Genomic DNA, 16,598 nt, shown 5'->3' on the forward strand with positions numbered 1-16,598 from the left:
ACATGCGAACCCCCATCCCGATCTTCCTTGTGCTTTTCTCCGCCCGGGTGTGGGCCCAGGACCCGACCCAGGTGCTGGAGGAGTACCGCAGCCAGTGGAAAGACCAACCCGGGGTGTTCATCAAAATGAACACCACCGTGCGCATCCAGAAAACCGACGACGGCGTGGTGGCCACCAAGACCGTTGAGCACGAGCGCATAGCCTTGAAAGCCCCCTCGGGCCAAAGCGAGCAGGATGAGGTGGGCTACAGCGGACTTGTCCCGTTGGAAGAGATCAACGCCTGGACGATGGTGCCCAAGGACAAGAGCTACAAGAAGTTCACCGTCACCGAGTTCAAGCACCGCGACGAGATCGACGACCAGGTTTTCCATGACGATAGCCGTAGCGTCCAGTTCCTCTACCCGGCCATGTCCACCGGTGCCATTGCGCACTTGGACTATACAGTGCGGTATCCCGATGCCCGGATGGTGACCGGCCACTACTTCGCCTCGGGCTACCCCGTCAAGGAAAGCATCCTCACGGTGATCGTGGACAAGGATGTGGACGTTGACGGTACCGTCTTCCACGCGCCGGAGGGGGCCTTGAAGCGCGAGACCACGACCGAGCGCGGCAAGACCGTTCATCGTTGGACGATGAGCAATGTCGCGGCCGTTCAATTCGAGGATGATGCTCCGGGGTTCAGGTACTTCATGCCGCACGTGCAACTGGTGGTGCGCAAGCCGGGCGAAAAAGGCGGCACCGACCTGGAGCGCATGTACGCGTGGAACCGCGAGCACATCCGCAGTGTGATGCTCGATGACGACACTGCCCTTGTGCGCATTGCCAAGGACGTCACTGAAGGACTGTCGGACGATCGCGCCAAGGCGGCTGCGCTCTACACCTGGGTGCAGGACCACATCAAGTACATCGCCGTGGAGGACGGCATGAACGGCCTGATTCCAGCGAAGCCGGCTGAAGTGTGCAAAGCGCGTTACGGCGATTGCAAGGGCATGGCCAATCTGTTGCGGAGCCTTTTCGCCAACGCAGGCCTCAAAGCGCACTTGGTATGGGTGGGCTCACGTGCACTACCGTACCGCTACGACGAACTCCCCTCACCCGTGGCCGATGACCACATGATCACGGCGTGGGAGCACGACGGGGAATTCCTGCTGTTGGACCCGACGAGCAACGAAACCCCGTTCGGCATGCCCAGCGGCTTCATCCAAGGCAAACAGGCGCTCATCGCGCTGGACGAGGAGCACTTCAAGGTGGTGGATGTCCCCGTCATGCCAGCCGTCATGAACAACATGGTGGATACTGTACGAGCGCGTCTTGAGGGCGGCGTCCTGAAAGGTACCGGGCACATGACATTCACCGGTTACCAGCGCGGGTACATGAGCGATCTGTTCAAAGCCGTTGAGAAAAAACGCTGGAAGGAAGTGCTGCGCACGCGGTTCATGAAGGTGAACAACCGCTTCCAGTTGGACACCGTGTATGTGACCGGTCTCAACGACCGCACAGGGCCATTGGTGATGCACTACACGTTCACATTGCCCGGCGCCACCACGTCCACTGCTGACGAGGAATACTTGCCCCGCGTGATGGTGAACTCCCTGCGCAACCGCAACTACAGAAAGGACCGCCTATTGCCCGTTGAAGAAGACTACCTCTGGATGCACGAGGAGCACGTCTTCATTGACCTGCCCCCGGGAACGATCGTCGCCCATGTGCCGCAACCCGCTGTCCACGATGGCCCTGGCCATGGCTACTCCATGACCGCTTCCTCAACCCCGGCCACCAAGGACCATGGCGCCGTGCTGGAGGTCCACAATGCCTTCCGCATGGAGAAGCTCATGCTCCAGCCCGTGGACCTGGTCGCTTGGCGTACCATGATGGACCAACTGGACCGCGACATGAACCGCACCATCGTTCTGAACATCAAACCATGAAGAGTTCCCTCCTCACTGTTGCTTTCGTGCTTGCCGGCCTGGGGTCGACCGCCCAACATGAACTGATCAAGGATCACGAACTCGGCAAAGCTCCCGTGGTACCCGCTGAGGTGAAAACCATGACCGAGGACATCGTCATCCTCCGCCGTACCGTCATCAACGACATCCAGGAAGAGGCCGGCGATATGTTCGAGTACAGCCTGGCGCACTACACCATTTTCCTTCGCGACGCCGGTGCCATCGAGAAGGAAAACAAAGTGTACGTGAGCCTCAACAATGCCATCGACGTGGTGAAGGTGGAGGCGCGGAGCATCATGCCCGACGGAACGGTACATGTGCTGGAGCAAGCCGATTTCAAACGGGCCAGCGACGACGAGGAACGTGGGAGCTATCTCTACTTCGCCTTCGAGGGCTTGGTACCCGGCAGCATCATCGACTACTACCATGTTGTGAAACGAAGCCCCAATCTGCGCGGCGACAGTGAGACGTTGCAAGCGGGAGCTCCCATCCTGCGCCAGGACGTGCACCTGTTGAACCCTTCTCGACTTGTTTACAAGAGCAAGAGCTACCAAGGTGTTCCCGAAGCGCTGCATGACACCAGTGACGCCAGCACCCAGCACATGCGCTGGGAAATGAGCAACGTGCCGGCCCTCGAGAATGAAGAAAGCGCCAACATGGGCGCCGCCAAAATGCGCATCTGCTACAAGCTTGACCGCATCCCCGACCGCAACATGAAGGATTTCAGCGGCTACGTCAATGCGACCAAGCTGTACCACGGCATCATCTACCAGGAGGGTGCACCGAAGCAGAAGAAAGACATCGCCGCTCTGGTGAAGAAGATGGAGATCCCCAAGGGCGCCGATGAACTCACCAAGGTGCGGCTGGCCGAGGACTACATCAAGACGCACTTCCAGCTGCTTGACCAGAACGTGGATGAGTTGCTGCTGGTGGAGAGCGTGCTGAAGAACAAGGCGGCGGGTACCGTGGGGGCCATGGCTCTCATGTGCGCCGTACTGCGCGAACTGGGCGTTGACCACCAGATCGTGGTGACAAGCGACCGCATGCGGATCCCATTTGACAAGGATTTCGAGAGCTACCTGTTCTTGCAGGACATGGCGCTCTACCTCCCCACGCTGAACAAATACATGGACCCGACCGATGCGGCCCTACGCCTCGGCTACATGGACAGTGGCAACATGGGCAACCATGGGTTGTTCATCAAGAACTTCGAGGTGGGTGACGCAGTGACGGGCGTGGGAACAGTGAAGTACATCGAACCCCTCCCCGACCACGCCACAGTGCACGACCACATCTTCGATATCCGCATTGGCCCTGATGCAGACGCATGCGAGATGGACTTCGTGAACAAACTGACCGGCTATTACGCTACACTGCAATGCTACTACGCGCTGCTCGATGAGGAGAAACGCACCGAACTCCAGCACAACCTCGTGGAATACCTGGTGGAGAACAGTGAAGAGCAGTCGCTCACGGCCGAGAACGGCGAGAGCAAGCTCTTCGGCGTGGAGCCCTTCGTCATCAAAGGCAAGGTGAAGACACGCAAGTTCAGCGCGAGCGCAGGCGACAAAATGCTCTTCAAGGTTGGCGAACTGATCGGCCCCCAAGTGGAGATGTACAGTGAGAAGCCGCGCAAGCTGCCCGTCGACGACGACTTCAACCGGCAGTTCAACCGCAGTATCACCATCACGCTGCCTGAAGGTTGGAAACCGCAGAACTTGGCCGACTTCAACATCGACAAGCACCTGGATACGGACGGCAAGCGGCAACTGGCCTTCGAGAGCAAAGCCACGCAAGAGGGGAACATCGTGAAGATCGACATCGCTGAATACTACCAGCAATGCCGGCTCCCGCTCGAACAATATGAAGGCTATCGCACTGTGGTGAACGCGGCCGCCGATTTCAACAAGCTGGCCCTGGTGCTCGTGAAGGGCTAAGGTTTCGCCGTGCTGCACTCGCTCGCGATCGAGGATTTCCTCAGGCTGCCGCGTCCCATCCTGGACGTGCGCTCACCGGGCGAATTCGCTCGCGGCCATATACCCGGCGCGGTGAACCTGCCGCTCTTCACCGACGAGGAGCGGGCGCTGGTGGGCACGGTCTACAAACAACAGGGCAGGGATGCTGCCGTCCTGGTGGGGCTGCGCGCTGTAGGGCCAAGAATGGCCGCTATGGTGGAGCGTGCGTCGGTGGTTGCCCCCGATCGCAACGTGCGGGTGCATTGTTGGCGGGGCGGGGAGCGCAGTGGAAGCGTGGGCTGGCTGTTGGACAAGGCAGGCTTCGTTGAGGTTGCGACGCTTCGCAAAGGCTACAAAGGATTCCGTGCTCACGTGCACCAGAGCTTCGGTGCTCAACTGCAGCTGCGCGTGCTTGGCGGCTATACGGGCACCGGCAAAACGGAAACGCTTGGGTACATGAAGGCGTTGGGCGCGCAGGTGGTCGACCTTGAAGCGCTGGCCCACCACAAGGGCAGCAGCTTCGGCGCCATCGGCGAACTTCCGCAGCCTTCCACTGAGCAATTCGAGAACCTGCTGTGGCACGCGCTGCAACAAGTGGATCCCACCAGGCCGGTGTGGGTGGAGGACGAAAGCATGATGGTCGGCCGGGCGAAGATCCCCGATGCCTTTTTCAACGCCATGCGCAGTGCACCGCTCGCGTTCGCCGAGATGCCCATTGAACAGCGCGCTGACCGGCTGGTGAAGGACTATGGCCGGTTCCCCGTTGAGGAACTGGCCGCTGCCACCAAACGGATCGAGAAGCGGATGGGACCGCAACATTGCAAAGCCGCCTTGGACGCACTGGCCGCAGGTGACCTGCGCTCGACCGCCGTGCTTGCCCTAGGGTACTACGATAAGACATACGCCTTCGGCCTGGGTAAACGCGACGCTACTTGTGTGATGCGCTTCCCGGCCGACGCCAACGACCTTCGCGGTCTGGCCGAACGCCTAATGGCCTATGACCATGGCTGACAACAAGGAGCCTGTTCGCCTCACGCAGCACAGCCATGGTGCCGGGTGCGGTTGCAAGATCGCCCCTGCACAGTTGGAGCTCATTCTGAAGAGCGCACTGGGGACATTGCCCGAGCCACGATTGCTGGTGGGTTATGGCACACGCGACGATGCCGCGGTGTACGAACTGGGCGACGGCCGATGCATTATCTCAACGACTGACTTCTTCTCCCCCATCGTCGACGATGCGTTCGACTTCGGACGCATTGCGGCAGTGAACGCGCTTAGTGACGTGTACGCCATGGGAGGTCGCCCGCTTCTAGCAGTGGCCGTGCTGGGCTGGCCGATCGAAAAACTCGGGCCCGAACTGGCCCAGCGGGTCGTTGAAGGCGGTCGGCAAGCGTGCCACGATGCCGGGATCCCTTTGGCCGGTGGCCATAGCATCGATGCACCGGAACCGTTTTTCGGCCTGGCAGTGACCGGTGAAGTGCGCAAGGAGCATATCAAACGCAACGACACGGCTCGCCCCGGCGACCTGCTCTTCCTGACGAAACCGCTGGGGGTCGGGATCCTCAGCACAGCGATGAAGCGGGGCGTTCTTCCAGCGGACCAAGCCATGGTGTTGAGGGACTCCATGGTAGCGCTCAATTCCATCGGCAGCCAGCTAGGCACCATGGAAGGCGTGCATGCGCTCACGGATGTCACGGGCTTCGGGTTGCTCGGTCACCTGATGGAAATGTGCGACGGATCCGGACTGGCCGCGGAGGTGCACTATGACCAAGTACCCGTTCTCGGGCAAGCGAAAGACTTGATCGCAACAGGTTGTTATCCTGACGGGGCACTGAGGAACTGGAAGAGCTATGGAAGCCGGGTTGCAGGGGCTGCCACCATGGAGCGGATGTTCATGCTTGCCGACCCTGAAACGAGCGGTGGCCTTCTCATCAGCGTGGCCCAGGAACAGGCGGAAAGCATGGAAAACCTCTTGCGTGGCGCAGGTATTCAGCGCTCCTGCATTGGTCGTATGGTTCCCCAAGTTGAAGGCGCAACGATCACTATTGCCTGACGGGTCGGACCAAAGCGCTGCGGTTCTACTTTTCGCACGCTCCGGAAACAAAACAAGCGGTCGGCAACGGCCGCACAAACCCCTTACGAATGGCCAACAGAATGAGGCTTGATGAGGTGGAGAACCTGCTCCGCCATTATCGAACGGAACGCCGTGTGCTCGGCTTCCAAATGAAGCGGGCGCGCGTTGCGCTCAAGGAACTCCAGAAACTCAAGTCGTCGCTTGAGAAGGTGGAGGCTGCCCGCGCCAAGAAGGAAGGCGTGATCAAGCGCGGCCCCGGCCGCCCGCCGAAGTACGCTGCTGATGGAACGGTAAAGCGCGGTCCTGGACGCCCGCGCAAGAACCCGCTCCCGGACGGCAGCCAGGAAGTGGTCCGCAAACGACGTCGTGGTCCGGGCCGGCCGCGGAAGAAGGCAGGTGAACCACCCGCATTGAACCAATGGGACAACGTGGTGCTCGGCGCGATCAACAGCAAGGGCAGGCTCATGACCAAAGGCGAGTTGATGGACCACGCGGCGGCATGGGCACGCAAGAACGAACCCGGCATGAAGGCAAGTGATGTGGAAATCTACGTCACCCGAGCTTTGCAAAAGCTCTCCGGAAAAGCGAAAATGCTCGGCATGCACCATACAGGCTTGCAGCGAGGCAATCACTATGGTATCATGGATTGGTTCTTCCGGTCCACCGGTAAACTGCGCCCGAGTGCGTTGGAAAAGCTCGACCTGTCGGATCATGTGAAGGGGTGATCGACCGGACATGAGCGGTCGCTGGCACAGCAACTGGCCTTGGTTGGCATTCGCACCCTTGCTCTGCCTGGGTGTGTGCCAACCGGCCTTGCTGGGCGGCGACCCCAGACTGGAAGATATCAAGCTGCCGGACGGTTTTACCATTGAGGTATTTGCCGAGGGCGTGAACGGGGCCAGGCAGTTGTGCATGGGCGACCGTGGGACGCTGTTCGTGAGCAGCCGCGACAAGAACGTGCACGCCTTGACCGACGAGGACGGCGACGGTAGACCGGAGCGCTTGCGCGTGATCGCGCAAGGGCTGGTGATGCCGAACGGAGTGGCCTTCAAGGACGGTTCGCTTTATGTGGCCGAGGTGCATCGCATACTCCGCTACGATAGCATCGAATACAAGTTGGACACCCCGCTACAACCGGTGGTGGTGTTCGATCGTTTCCCGACGGAAAAGCACCACGGATGGAAGTACATCGCAATAGGGCCGGATGGGCGGCTCTACGTTCCCGTGGGCGCGCCGTGCAACATCTGCCTCAGCCAAGACAGCATCTACGCGAGCATCACCAGCATGGAATTGGACGGCACGGACCTGCGTATTGAAGCGAACGGCGTGCGCAACACCGTCGGGTTCGATTGGGACCCACGCGATGGCCGGTTCTGGTTCACCGACAACGGGCGCGACATGATGGGCAACGACATGCCCAGTTGCGAGTTGAACGCGCTCAGCGAACGCGGTGAGCATTTCGGGTATCCGTTCTGCCACCAAGGCGACACGCTCGACCCGGAATTCGACAGCGGCAAGGATTGTTCAGACTACACCGCCCCGGTGCTCAAGCTCGGCCCGCATGTGGCACCGTTGGGCATGAAGTTCTACCGTGGGGGCATGTTCCCCGATGCATATCGCAACGCCATCTTCATTGCTGAGCATGGGAGCTGGAACCGCAGCACACCCATCGGATACCGGGTGAAAGTGGCCACGCAGGACGCTGAAGGGCGCTGGCAACAGCAAGTGTTCGCCGATGGCTGGCTCAAAGGGAACGCCGCCTGGGGCCGTCCGGTTGACGTATTGGAGCTACCGGATGGAAGTTTGCTCATCAGCGACGACGCCGCCGACATGATCTACCGGATCACCTACCGCAGCAAGTAACCGGCTGCGGAATAGTTCGCATCAGGGCTCATCGCCCCACCCCTTTCGTGGTCGTCTGAACGGCGACCGGTCGAGCCACTCGACGTTCCGCCATCGTCCAAAAAGGAGCGCGTGCATCAGCCATGCGCAGAAAACACCGAGCAGCCCACCGGCCAACACGTCCTCGGTGAAATGCTGGCTGATCCACACCCGGCTTCCCGCCAGCAGCACCGCACCCACTGCGAGGGCAACGGCCCAACCGCGCTGGTTGATGAGCAGTGCCAACGATAAGCAAAGCGCGAAGGCGGCCGTACTGTGCCCGCTCGGAAAACTGAAGTGGTGCATCAGTGCAACCCCGTCCGGCACACGCAACCCGGGCATCTGTTCCAGATAGTATCCAGGACGGTGCGCGGCAAAAACGTTCCGCTTGACGAATTGCACGATGAAAGAACTCAGCAAGGACGACGCGCCGACCAGCAACATGCTGCGCCAATTCCGCCAGAGAAAGGCCAAGGCGATCGCCGCAGTCAAATAACCGTCCGCCAAGTGGGTGCCGTACACGAAGAACGGGTCGGCCCATGCAGGCAAAGCCGCGTTGATGCGTTGGTGGAGTTCAAGCTGATCGGTACCCACCATCAGCCCCACCGCCACGCCCACCCAAGCGAGCAGGACCACGAGAAAGGGAACCAAGGCGCGGTTGTGCATTCCGGTCCGCCCGGATAGGCCGGGGCCGCAAAATAGGCCCGGCACGTGAGCGTGATCGGATACTTCGATCGTGGTATTGCCGACCGACGCCGCCGTGCTGTGCTTCGCGGCCGGTCCGAATCCATGGAAAAGTTGATCGCCCTATTGTCCGTTACCGGCGCGCTGTCGGCACAAGCCCAGCATTCAACTTGTGTGCTGGTGATGGACCAGCAAGGTGATCCGGTCCCCTTTGCAGCCGTCACCGCCCAAGAGCAGCACCTTGTTGCCGATCCGCAGGGGAAGGCATGCTTCACTTGGAGCGGCGACAGTGTCCACGTATCCGTTACCTCCTCCGGAAGCAGCACAGTGCAGTTCCTCGCTGGCCCGGTTCCGGCCACATTGTCCGTGGTGCTCTCCGAAAGAGTGAGCGACCTGCCCGCCTTTGTAGCGTCGGCCAGTATGACCGGCGGTAGTGGCCCATCCCGTGCGATGGCCGGTTCGGCGTGGTACCTGGGGCCCAAAGAAGTGCAGCGCGGCGGCAATACTGATGTGCACCGCATGCTTCGCTCCGTGCCAGGGGTCAACATCCAAGAGGAAGACGGCTTCGGGCTGCGGCCGAACATCGGTTTGCGCGGTGCGGGCAGCGAACGCAGCAGCAAAGTGACATTGATGGAGGACGGTGTACTGATGGCCCCCGCACCGTATGCCTCTCCCGCAGCGTACTTCTTTCCCACCACCGCACGTATGCACGCCATAGAGGTCGTGAAGGGCAGCAGCCAGTTGCGCCATGGACCGCTCACCACGGGGGGCGCGGTCAATTTCATCAGCACTCCATTGCCCGACCGCAACGGTGGTCGCATCGCGTTGTGGGGCGGAAGTCACGGCCTGCGGAACCTGCTCGCATCGGGCGGAGCCACGATGGGTGGCGTTTCACTTCTCGTGGAAACCATGCAACAGAACGCGGACGGCTTCAAAGTGCTCGACAACGCCGGGCCGACCGGCTTCCACAAGAGCGATCATCTGGTGAAGGCGGGATGGAACAATGGGGACAAGGCGCGCTGGCCGATCGCGCTTCAAATGAAACTCGGCACCACGGAAGAAGAAAGCCAAGAGACGTATCTCGGTCTTACCAAGGAAGACTTCAATGCAACGCCGTTGCGCCGGTACGCCGGATCGCAGCGCGATCTGATGAACGTGGAGCACGATCTCTTGAGCGCACAGCTGGCCACGACCATCCCCGGCGGGCCGGCACTGCAGGCCACCGTTTACCGCACGAACACCTTCCGGAATTGGTACAAACTGGACCAGGTCGCGGACAGTGCGGGCAACAAGACTTCCATTGGCACGGTCCTTTCCGCGCCTGGCTCGAACGCGGAAGAACTGGGCATCCTGCGCGGCACCACATCAGGCGACAATGCGTTGCTCGTGAAAGCGAACAACCGCAACTACCAAAGTACCGGCGCTCAACTGGTCATCGTCCAGGAATGGACCGGTGAGAAGATCAAGCAGCGATCGGAACTTGGCGCCCGATGGCATACCGACTACATGGACCGCTTCCAGCACACGGACGGCTACCGCATGGAGAACGGAACCATGATGCCCACCTCAACGGGCCCACCAGGCAGCGAAAGCAATCGCTTGGCTTCAGCGGAAGCACTGGCCATGCACATCGTCCACGACCTGGTGTTCGGCCGGTTCGCTGTGCATCCCGGCTTGCGCTTCGAACATATCACGATGGAGGACCTCAACTACGGCAAGACCGACCCGTGGCGGCAAGGCGCGTCCTTGGTGGAAACCTCCAACGTTACCAATGTCGTATTGCCCGGGATCAGCGCGGACCTTCGATTCGCAAAGGCCGGAATGGTGTTCGCTGGTGTGCACAAGGGATCTTCACCGGCCGGGCCTTCAGCCGGTGCCGAGGCCGAGAGCAGCATCAACTACGAGGCCGGTTTACGTTGGAACCGCGCGGGTATGGAGGTGCAGGTGATCGGGTTCCACAATGACTACGACCGGTTGCTCGGTGCAGACCTGGCAGCAGCTGGTGGGGCCGGCACTGGCGACCAATTCAACGGCGGTGCTGCCACGGTGGCTGGTGCCGAGGTCTTCGTCGCGCTCGATGCCCTGCGCGGGCGATCGGAAAAATGGCGATTGCCCATCCGGGTGAACTACACGTGGACGGACGCCCGGTTCCGGTCCAGCTTCACCAGCACGTTCGAACCGTGGGGCCAGGTGCTCGATGGCGATCGAATCCCCTTCACGCCCGAGCACCAGATGCAAGTGTCGGCGGCCATCACTTCGGGCCGGTTCGAGTTCGGCTTGCGCATGGTGCATGTGGGCAGCACGATCACGGCCACCGGCACCAAGGCCGAGGATGGCTCGCGCATGCTGGATGCGTGGACGGTGCTCGATGCCGACGCTTGCGTGCGTCTGCCGGGCTGGGCTGAGATCTTCGCAAGTGTGCAGAACGTGCTGGATGACCGCTATGCCGTTGGGGATCTTCCCGCTGGGTGGCGGCCGGGCCTCCCCCGCACCGTGCAAGGTGGGCTTCGGTTGCGGTTCTGAACGATCAGTGGTTCGCATCATGGCCACGGATCACTGCGATCGCAGTATGGCTTACCTCGCGACAGCCCGTGACCTTCGTCAGCACAAACACGACCAACCATGGCCACCATCGGTAAGAAGTTCGCGGAACGGACGCATGACAAGCAAATGAACAAGGTGCTTGACGCCAGCACCAAGGCCGTGCTGAACGCGGTGCTCAACGAGCCGCGCGGCACGGCACTGGATGCCTACCTGCGGGCGTGCTCGATCGGGAAGAAGCGCTGACCGGTCAGGGTAGCTGCTCCGTGCGTGTGCTGGTGGGCACTGTGCCTCCGATGTTCACCAGGATCGGGTCCCGGTCGTTGCTGGTGCCCGTGTATTTCACCAGGCCGTCCAGGTTCACATCACTGCTGAAGTAGCCTGACGCCGTGTTCGTGGGCAGCACGCCACCAAGATCAATGAGCACGGGGTCGCGGTCGTTGTTGATGCCGGTGTACTTCAGTTGGTTGTCGCGGAAAACGTTGCCGCTCCACATGGCCATTTTGCCGTTCTGCAATTGGTGCCGCGCTTCTGCGCCAAAAGTGGCCATAGTGGCTGTGGCGAAGTCGAAGGCCCTTTCGTTCTTGTCGAGCAGTTGGCTGGCGTTGGTCATAACGCCGAAGTGGTTGCGATGGCGCACGGTGACGTAATAGTTGTCCGCGGCCACGTTGAACAACAGCCTGCGATAGCCATCCGTTCCGATGATATCGCCATCGCGCTGGAGCAGCGCACTGCGCGTTGCCAGGACCTGCGTAGGATTGTTCTTGTTCCGCAGCTCAATGAGAACCCAGTCCACTACTGCGTTCTGGCCCGTAACGGCAAGCAACGCTGGCGCTACCGTTTCGCCACCGCCACCTCCAGCGTGCGCGAAACCAAGCGCCGTGAACGGTTCCATTGCCGGCACCAGTCCCTGCGCACGTAGATCGTCCCGCATCAAGCCCACGTTCGGGTCGAACGCACCTTGGAGGACGGCGCGCAGCTTCACGCTGGGTGAGCAGTCCTGCCAACGTGCCAGATTGCCACTGGGAATAAGCGCCCGCGCTGGCGCGCTCGGCCGTTGCCAGCGAACCGCCATGTGATCTCCGCCACCGCCTTCTTTCTGCAGGAATTCGAAGTAGTAATACACACCTGCCTGCAGTTGAACGGGTGCGCTGACCTGCGAGGCATACTTGGTGTATTCCGTTTCGTTCGTCCAACCCGGCACACTGGCGATCTGCTGCTTCAGGTCGGGGTTGGCGTTCAAGCTGAGGTAGAAGACGGACGCATCATCGCTGGTCACGGTGAAGGTGTATGCGCCGGTTTCCGGAGCGATGATGTAACCGCGCATCCGGGTGCCGTAGTTGTTGTTCCAGTTCACGGGCCCTTGGATGGTGGTTGGGAAACTGCTGCCGCTCGGACTGTTCGGATAAGTGGCTTGGCTGGTGAGGTCGCTCACGTTCGCCCCGGCCCCGATGTTGAGCCAGTATTCGCGCAGGATGCTACCGGTCGCGCCGACGCACTGCGGCGGTTCGAACGTGATGGCGTTGATGGTGCGTGTGGAATGGCCGGTCAAGCCGTCGTTGTCCGTTACCGTCAGCGTTACCACATGCTCGCCCGGGCTGGTGAAGGTCTTGCTGGGTGACAGTGAGGTGCTGGTCGTTCCATCTCCGAAGTCCCATGCATAGCTCACAATGGTCCCGTTGTCCACGCAACCCTCACTGGAGAAATTCACGCTGAACGGCGCAACTCCCCAGGAAGTGTTCACACCGATCACGGCTGTTGGAGCGATGCTGCTGCACCGCGGTTGTAGATCGTGCACAACCGTGGTGCTGAGACCGTGCGCGTCCGTCACGGTGTAAAGAACCTCATACCAGTACTCGTCCGTGTAGCAACCCAAACCACTGATCACCGTGGTGGTCGTTGCTGTGTTCACCGGGCTTTCGGGGTGGATGTGGTTGTTGTGGTGGAAGATGGTCTGCCACTGATGGGCCAGTTGTGCGGCGCTGTGCTCATCATCGGTGGCGGTGCCCGCACAGGCATAAGTGCTATCAACGTTCAGCGGGTATTCGTGCCCGTCGGGGAAACTGATGATGCTCACTTGCGGTGGCGTGTTGTTCACGCTTACGATCAACGTGGCGGTGCTGAAGGCACTGTTCGCGTCCATCACGGTCAGCGTCACGTTGTAGGTGATGGGATCGCTGTTCGGCGCATTGAACACGTGCACGGGGTTGGGCTGGTTGCTGTTGGGTGTTCCATCGCCGAAGTTCCAGCTGTAGGTGAGCGCACCGTTCTCCGGATCGCTGCTGTTGTCCCCGGTAAATTGCACGGTCAGCGGGCCCGGGCCGTATTGAACGTCCTGGTTTGCCACGGCCGTAGGCGGCAGGTTGGTGACACCGATGGGCGAGATTTTCCGGATAGCGTTCGTTTCGTAGCGGACGTACCACAGGGCACCATCGGGGCCTTCGTTCACGAAGACCACCGCCCCCATGCTGCTCCCGAAGTTGGCAACACTGGTCGGTGCATTGTTCGCATTGAAGGAGAAGCGCTTGATCCAGGCCCCCGCGTAGTCGGCATTGAAGTAGACGTTCTGGTAACCCAGCGGCCAGCCGATACCGGTGATCCACGTACCACCCACCGCTGCATTGCCGCCGAAACGCGGACCGGGAACGGGACTTCCAACAGCGTCGAGGTCGTACGTCACCGGTGTGTTGCCGCTGAAGCCGGCGCAGCGGCTGCGGTTGCCGTGCTGCCAATCGATGGCAGGACGTGTGTGGTACCAGTGCGGGATGTTCACCGGGATCTGCTGCGCGCTGTTGCACGGGTTAGGGTGACCGTTCAGGTGCACCGGGGAATCCTGCTTCAACAAATCCTGGAAATAGAAGTACTGTTGAGTGCAACCACCGCTACCGTAGATCGGGTTCGGCATATCGAGGTTCGCGGTGAGCGCTGCCGTGTAACCAGCGTGGTTCTCCATTCCCTCGAAGATGGGCCAACCGAAATTCTGGCCGGGATCGATGCTCACCTGCAGGTCTTCCCATGTGCCCCAACCCACATCGCCGATGTAGAACGCGCCCGGGTTGGCATCAGCAGGGTTGCTGCTGCCCGTTCCCGGCCGGCGGGTCATGCGGAACGGGTTCCGTAGACCCAGCGCCCACACGCGGCTCATCGGTGCGCGGGGCAACAGCGGGTCGTAGTACGGGTTGCTCGGCACACCATCCCCGGTGTTCGGGTCGATTCGCAGCAATTTGCCGTTGTGGGAATTGAGCAACTGGCTGCGCATGGCTCCCACATTCTCGGCAGGCCGGATAATGCCGTCGGTGAGCGCTTGGGCGAAGTACGTAGCCCCATCGCTCCCCACGTCCACAGCGTTGTAGCTCGCGCCATCGCCAGTGGTGGCCAGCAGCGTACCGTCGGCGCCGAACACCAATTGCCCGGTGCTGTGGCTTTCGTGCAACAGTGGAACGCCGGTCTCTTTCGTTTCACCCAGGAGCACCACCCGGCTGTTGTAGTCAGTCGTGTTGAAGTTGGGGCCCACGGCGGTGTAGCGCGTGATGCGCATGATGGTAGCCGCGTAGTACTGGTTCGTAGCGGCATTGTAGCTGCCTGTCCCGAAATTCATCAGGTGGTGGCGGTCCACGGCGTACATCATGTACATGCGGCCGTTGGTCAGGAAGTCGGGGTCGAGGGTAAAGCCAAGAAAGCCATGGTCGCGCCAGTCGCCCACTTCCGGGCTGATATCCAACAGCGCCGGCGAGAGCTTTACACCGTTCTCAACGATCCACACCCGCCCGGCCTTCTCCCACACGTACATGCGTCCGTTCGCATCGAACGTGAAGCCCACCGGCGCGTTGAAGCCGCTCATGACCAATTGGTCGCTGAACCCACCGGGAACGGTCTGGGCCTTGGAACGATGGCCGAACACGAGCAGGACGAACAGCAGCAAGGCACCGAAAGTGGACCGGTCGAGGGGGAAGGCGCGCTTCATTCGTCGATGATTTTTCTTTGTTCAGCCGGGCAAACTACCGGGTTCGTCGCCCACAGGTCAAGTCTTGACAACTCTACTTTGGCCCCGTGGAACGTATCCATCTCGACCTGTCGATCACCGGGAAGGTGCAAGGCGTGTGGTACCGCAAGACGGCGGTGCAGGAAGCGTCGGTCCTTGGCCTCACGGGCTACGCGATGAACCTTCCGGATGGTTCCGTCCGCATTGAGGTGGAAGGCGAACCGGCAGCTGTGGAGCGCTTCATAGCCTGGTGCCACCACGGACCGCCCTTGGCCCGGGTGCACAGCGTTCATCGGGTGGAAGGCCCGGTGGTCGGCTACACGTCGTTCGAGACCAAACGCTAGGCGAACAGGTCCAGCTGTCCTTGCGGGGGTACGCGGAAGAGAGAACTGTCGTGCTCCGGGAACACTCGTCCGGCGAAATAGCGCTGCTTCAACACCTTGAAAAGCCGGTTGATGCTCTGCGCATAGTGCCCCTCTCCGTTCATGCGCAATCCCGGTCGAGTGTCCTCAACACTACCGCCGTGTGCATCGCTGATCTGTGCCAGCACTTTGTCGGCCCGGTCAGGGAAGTGCGCGCGCAGCCAACCCTCGAACACCGGCTTTACCGCACCGTTCGTGCGCACCACGGTGTAAGCCGCGTTCAGCGCACCGGCATCCGCGGCCGACCTGAGGATGGCGGGAACGTCCTTGTCGTTCAACGCGGGGATGATCGGCGCTACCATCACATGCACGGGAACACCGGCCTTTGACAAAGTCTCCACCGCCCTCAACCTGTTCACAGCGCTGCTTGTCCTCGGTTCCATCACTCGGCGCAGTTCCTCGTCCAGCGTGGTAATGCTGATGGCCACTGCGGCCAACCTCATGCTTGCCAGTTCCGCCAACAGGTCCAGATCGCGCAGCACCAACGCGTTCTTGGTGATCACGCTCACCGGGTTACGGAAGCGCAGCATCACCCCCAGGAGTTGCCGGGTGATGCCCTCCTTGCTCTCCACCGGCTGGTAGGGATCGGTAGCGCCGCTGACCATAATGGGTTCAGCTTGCCACGACCGCGACCTCAGCTTCTGCTCCAACAGTTGCGGCGCATTTGGTTTCAGGATGATGATCCGCTCGAAGTCGAGGCCAGCATTGTAGCCCCAGTATTCGTGCGTTGGCCTGGCATAACAGTAGGCGCAACCGTGCTCGCAACCTTGGTAAGGGTTCATGCTCCAACGGAAACCCAGGTCCGGGGAGTTAACAGGGTTCACGATGGTCTTCGGTGTTTCGACCCGATAGACCGTTGGTGGCACCGCCTCGTCCACCTCGTCGATGGCCTCCCAGTGCAATATGCCGTAGCTGTGCTTCAGGAAGCGATTGGCCACCTCCGTGTTCGCCCCGCGGCCCTTGACTGCTTTTCCGTCGATCGGCATGCGCAGAAGATAGGATGGTACCGCAACGGCGCAACGGACGCAACGTAAAGGCTGCGCTACTGGCCCATCCGGATGCTGAAGCCGTTGCGGTCATTGCGTCGTTGCGGTTGAACACCCCGCACAGTTC

General features: G+C 60.9%; 12 protein-coding genes. 9 read left to right on the plus strand and 3 right to left on the minus strand.

The window, feature by feature from the left end:
• Window positions 1–2 precede the first annotated feature (2 nt).
• From IPJ76_17110 to IPJ76_17135, 6 genes are all read left to right on the plus strand, one after another.
• Complete coding sequence (locus IPJ76_17110; GenBank protein QQR86286.1) at window positions 3–1,928, plus strand: transglutaminase domain-containing protein; 1,926 nt, start codon at window positions 3–5, stop codon at window positions 1,926–1,928.
• On the plus strand, window positions 1,925–3,883 hold the full coding sequence (locus tag IPJ76_17115) for a DUF3857 domain-containing protein (protein ID QQR86287.1): 1,959 nt from the start codon (window positions 1,925–1,927) through the stop codon (window positions 3,881–3,883). Before IPJ76_17110 ends, IPJ76_17115 begins: the two co-directional genes overlap by 4 nt.
• Before the next feature lie 12 nt (window positions 3,884–3,895).
• Window positions 3,896–4,912, plus strand: coding sequence for a tRNA 2-selenouridine(34) synthase MnmH (gene mnmH / locus IPJ76_17120; protein ID QQR88498.1), 1,017 nt, complete (start codon window positions 3,896–3,898; stop codon window positions 4,910–4,912).
• Window positions 4,905–5,954: a selenide, water dikinase SelD gene (gene selD, locus IPJ76_17125; GenBank protein QQR86288.1), complete on the plus strand. Its 1,050-nt coding sequence runs from the start codon at window positions 4,905–4,907 to the stop codon at window positions 5,952–5,954. Before mnmH ends, selD begins: the two co-directional genes overlap by 8 nt.
• Window positions 5,955–6,043: 89 nt before the next feature.
• The gene (locus tag IPJ76_17130; protein ID QQR86289.1) at window positions 6,044–6,700 is read left to right on the plus strand and encodes a hypothetical protein; all 657 of its coding nucleotides are present in this window, start codon (window positions 6,044–6,046) and stop codon (window positions 6,698–6,700) included.
• A gap of 10 nt (window positions 6,701–6,710) precedes the next feature.
• Window positions 6,711–7,838, plus strand: coding sequence for a sorbosone dehydrogenase family protein (locus IPJ76_17135; protein QQR86290.1), 1,128 nt, complete (start codon window positions 6,711–6,713; stop codon window positions 7,836–7,838).
• A gap of 21 nt (window positions 7,839–7,859) precedes the next feature.
• Here the strand turns inward: IPJ76_17135 and IPJ76_17140 are convergent, their stop codons facing one another.
• The gene (locus IPJ76_17140; protein ID QQR86291.1) at window positions 7,860–8,522 is read right to left on the minus strand and encodes a phosphatase PAP2 family protein; all 663 of its coding nucleotides are present in this window, start codon (window positions 8,520–8,522) and stop codon (window positions 7,860–7,862) included.
• A 123-nt stretch (window positions 8,523–8,645) separates the two neighbouring features.
• On the opposite strand from IPJ76_17140, the gene IPJ76_17145 reads away from it, so the two are divergent.
• Both IPJ76_17145 and IPJ76_17150 read left to right on the plus strand, forming a co-directional pair.
• Window positions 8,646–11,063 (plus strand): TonB-dependent receptor, encoded by a 2,418-nt coding sequence (locus tag IPJ76_17145; GenBank protein QQR86292.1) that lies wholly within the window; start codon window positions 8,646–8,648, stop codon window positions 11,061–11,063.
• Between the two features lie 99 nt (window positions 11,064–11,162).
• Window positions 11,163–11,327 (plus strand): hypothetical protein, encoded by a 165-nt coding sequence (locus tag IPJ76_17150; GenBank protein ID QQR86293.1) that lies wholly within the window; start codon window positions 11,163–11,165, stop codon window positions 11,325–11,327.
• 4 nt (window positions 11,328–11,331) lie between these two features.
• On the opposite strand, the gene IPJ76_17155 is transcribed toward IPJ76_17150, so the two are convergent.
• The gene (locus IPJ76_17155; protein ID QQR86294.1) at window positions 11,332–15,045 is read right to left on the minus strand and encodes a PQQ-dependent sugar dehydrogenase; all 3,714 of its coding nucleotides are present in this window, start codon (window positions 15,043–15,045) and stop codon (window positions 11,332–11,334) included.
• Window positions 15,046–15,131: 86 nt separating this feature from the next.
• Between IPJ76_17155 and IPJ76_17160 the strand changes: the two genes are divergently transcribed.
• Entirely contained in the window at window positions 15,132–15,407 is a 276-nt protein-coding gene (locus IPJ76_17160) for an acylphosphatase (GenBank protein ID QQR86295.1), read from the plus strand.
• On the opposite strand, the gene IPJ76_17165 is transcribed toward IPJ76_17160, so the two are convergent.
• Window positions 15,404–16,471: a PA0069 family radical SAM protein gene (locus tag IPJ76_17165; protein QQR86296.1), complete on the minus strand. Its 1,068-nt coding sequence runs from the start codon at window positions 16,469–16,471 to the stop codon at window positions 15,404–15,406. The genes IPJ76_17160 and IPJ76_17165 overlap by 4 nt on opposite strands.
• Window positions 16,472–16,598: the final 127 nt, after the last annotated feature.

Source organism: Flavobacteriales bacterium, assembly GCA_016699575.1.
Taxonomy (GTDB): Bacteria; Bacteroidota; Bacteroidia; order Flavobacteriales_F; family PHOS-HE28; genus PHOS-HE28.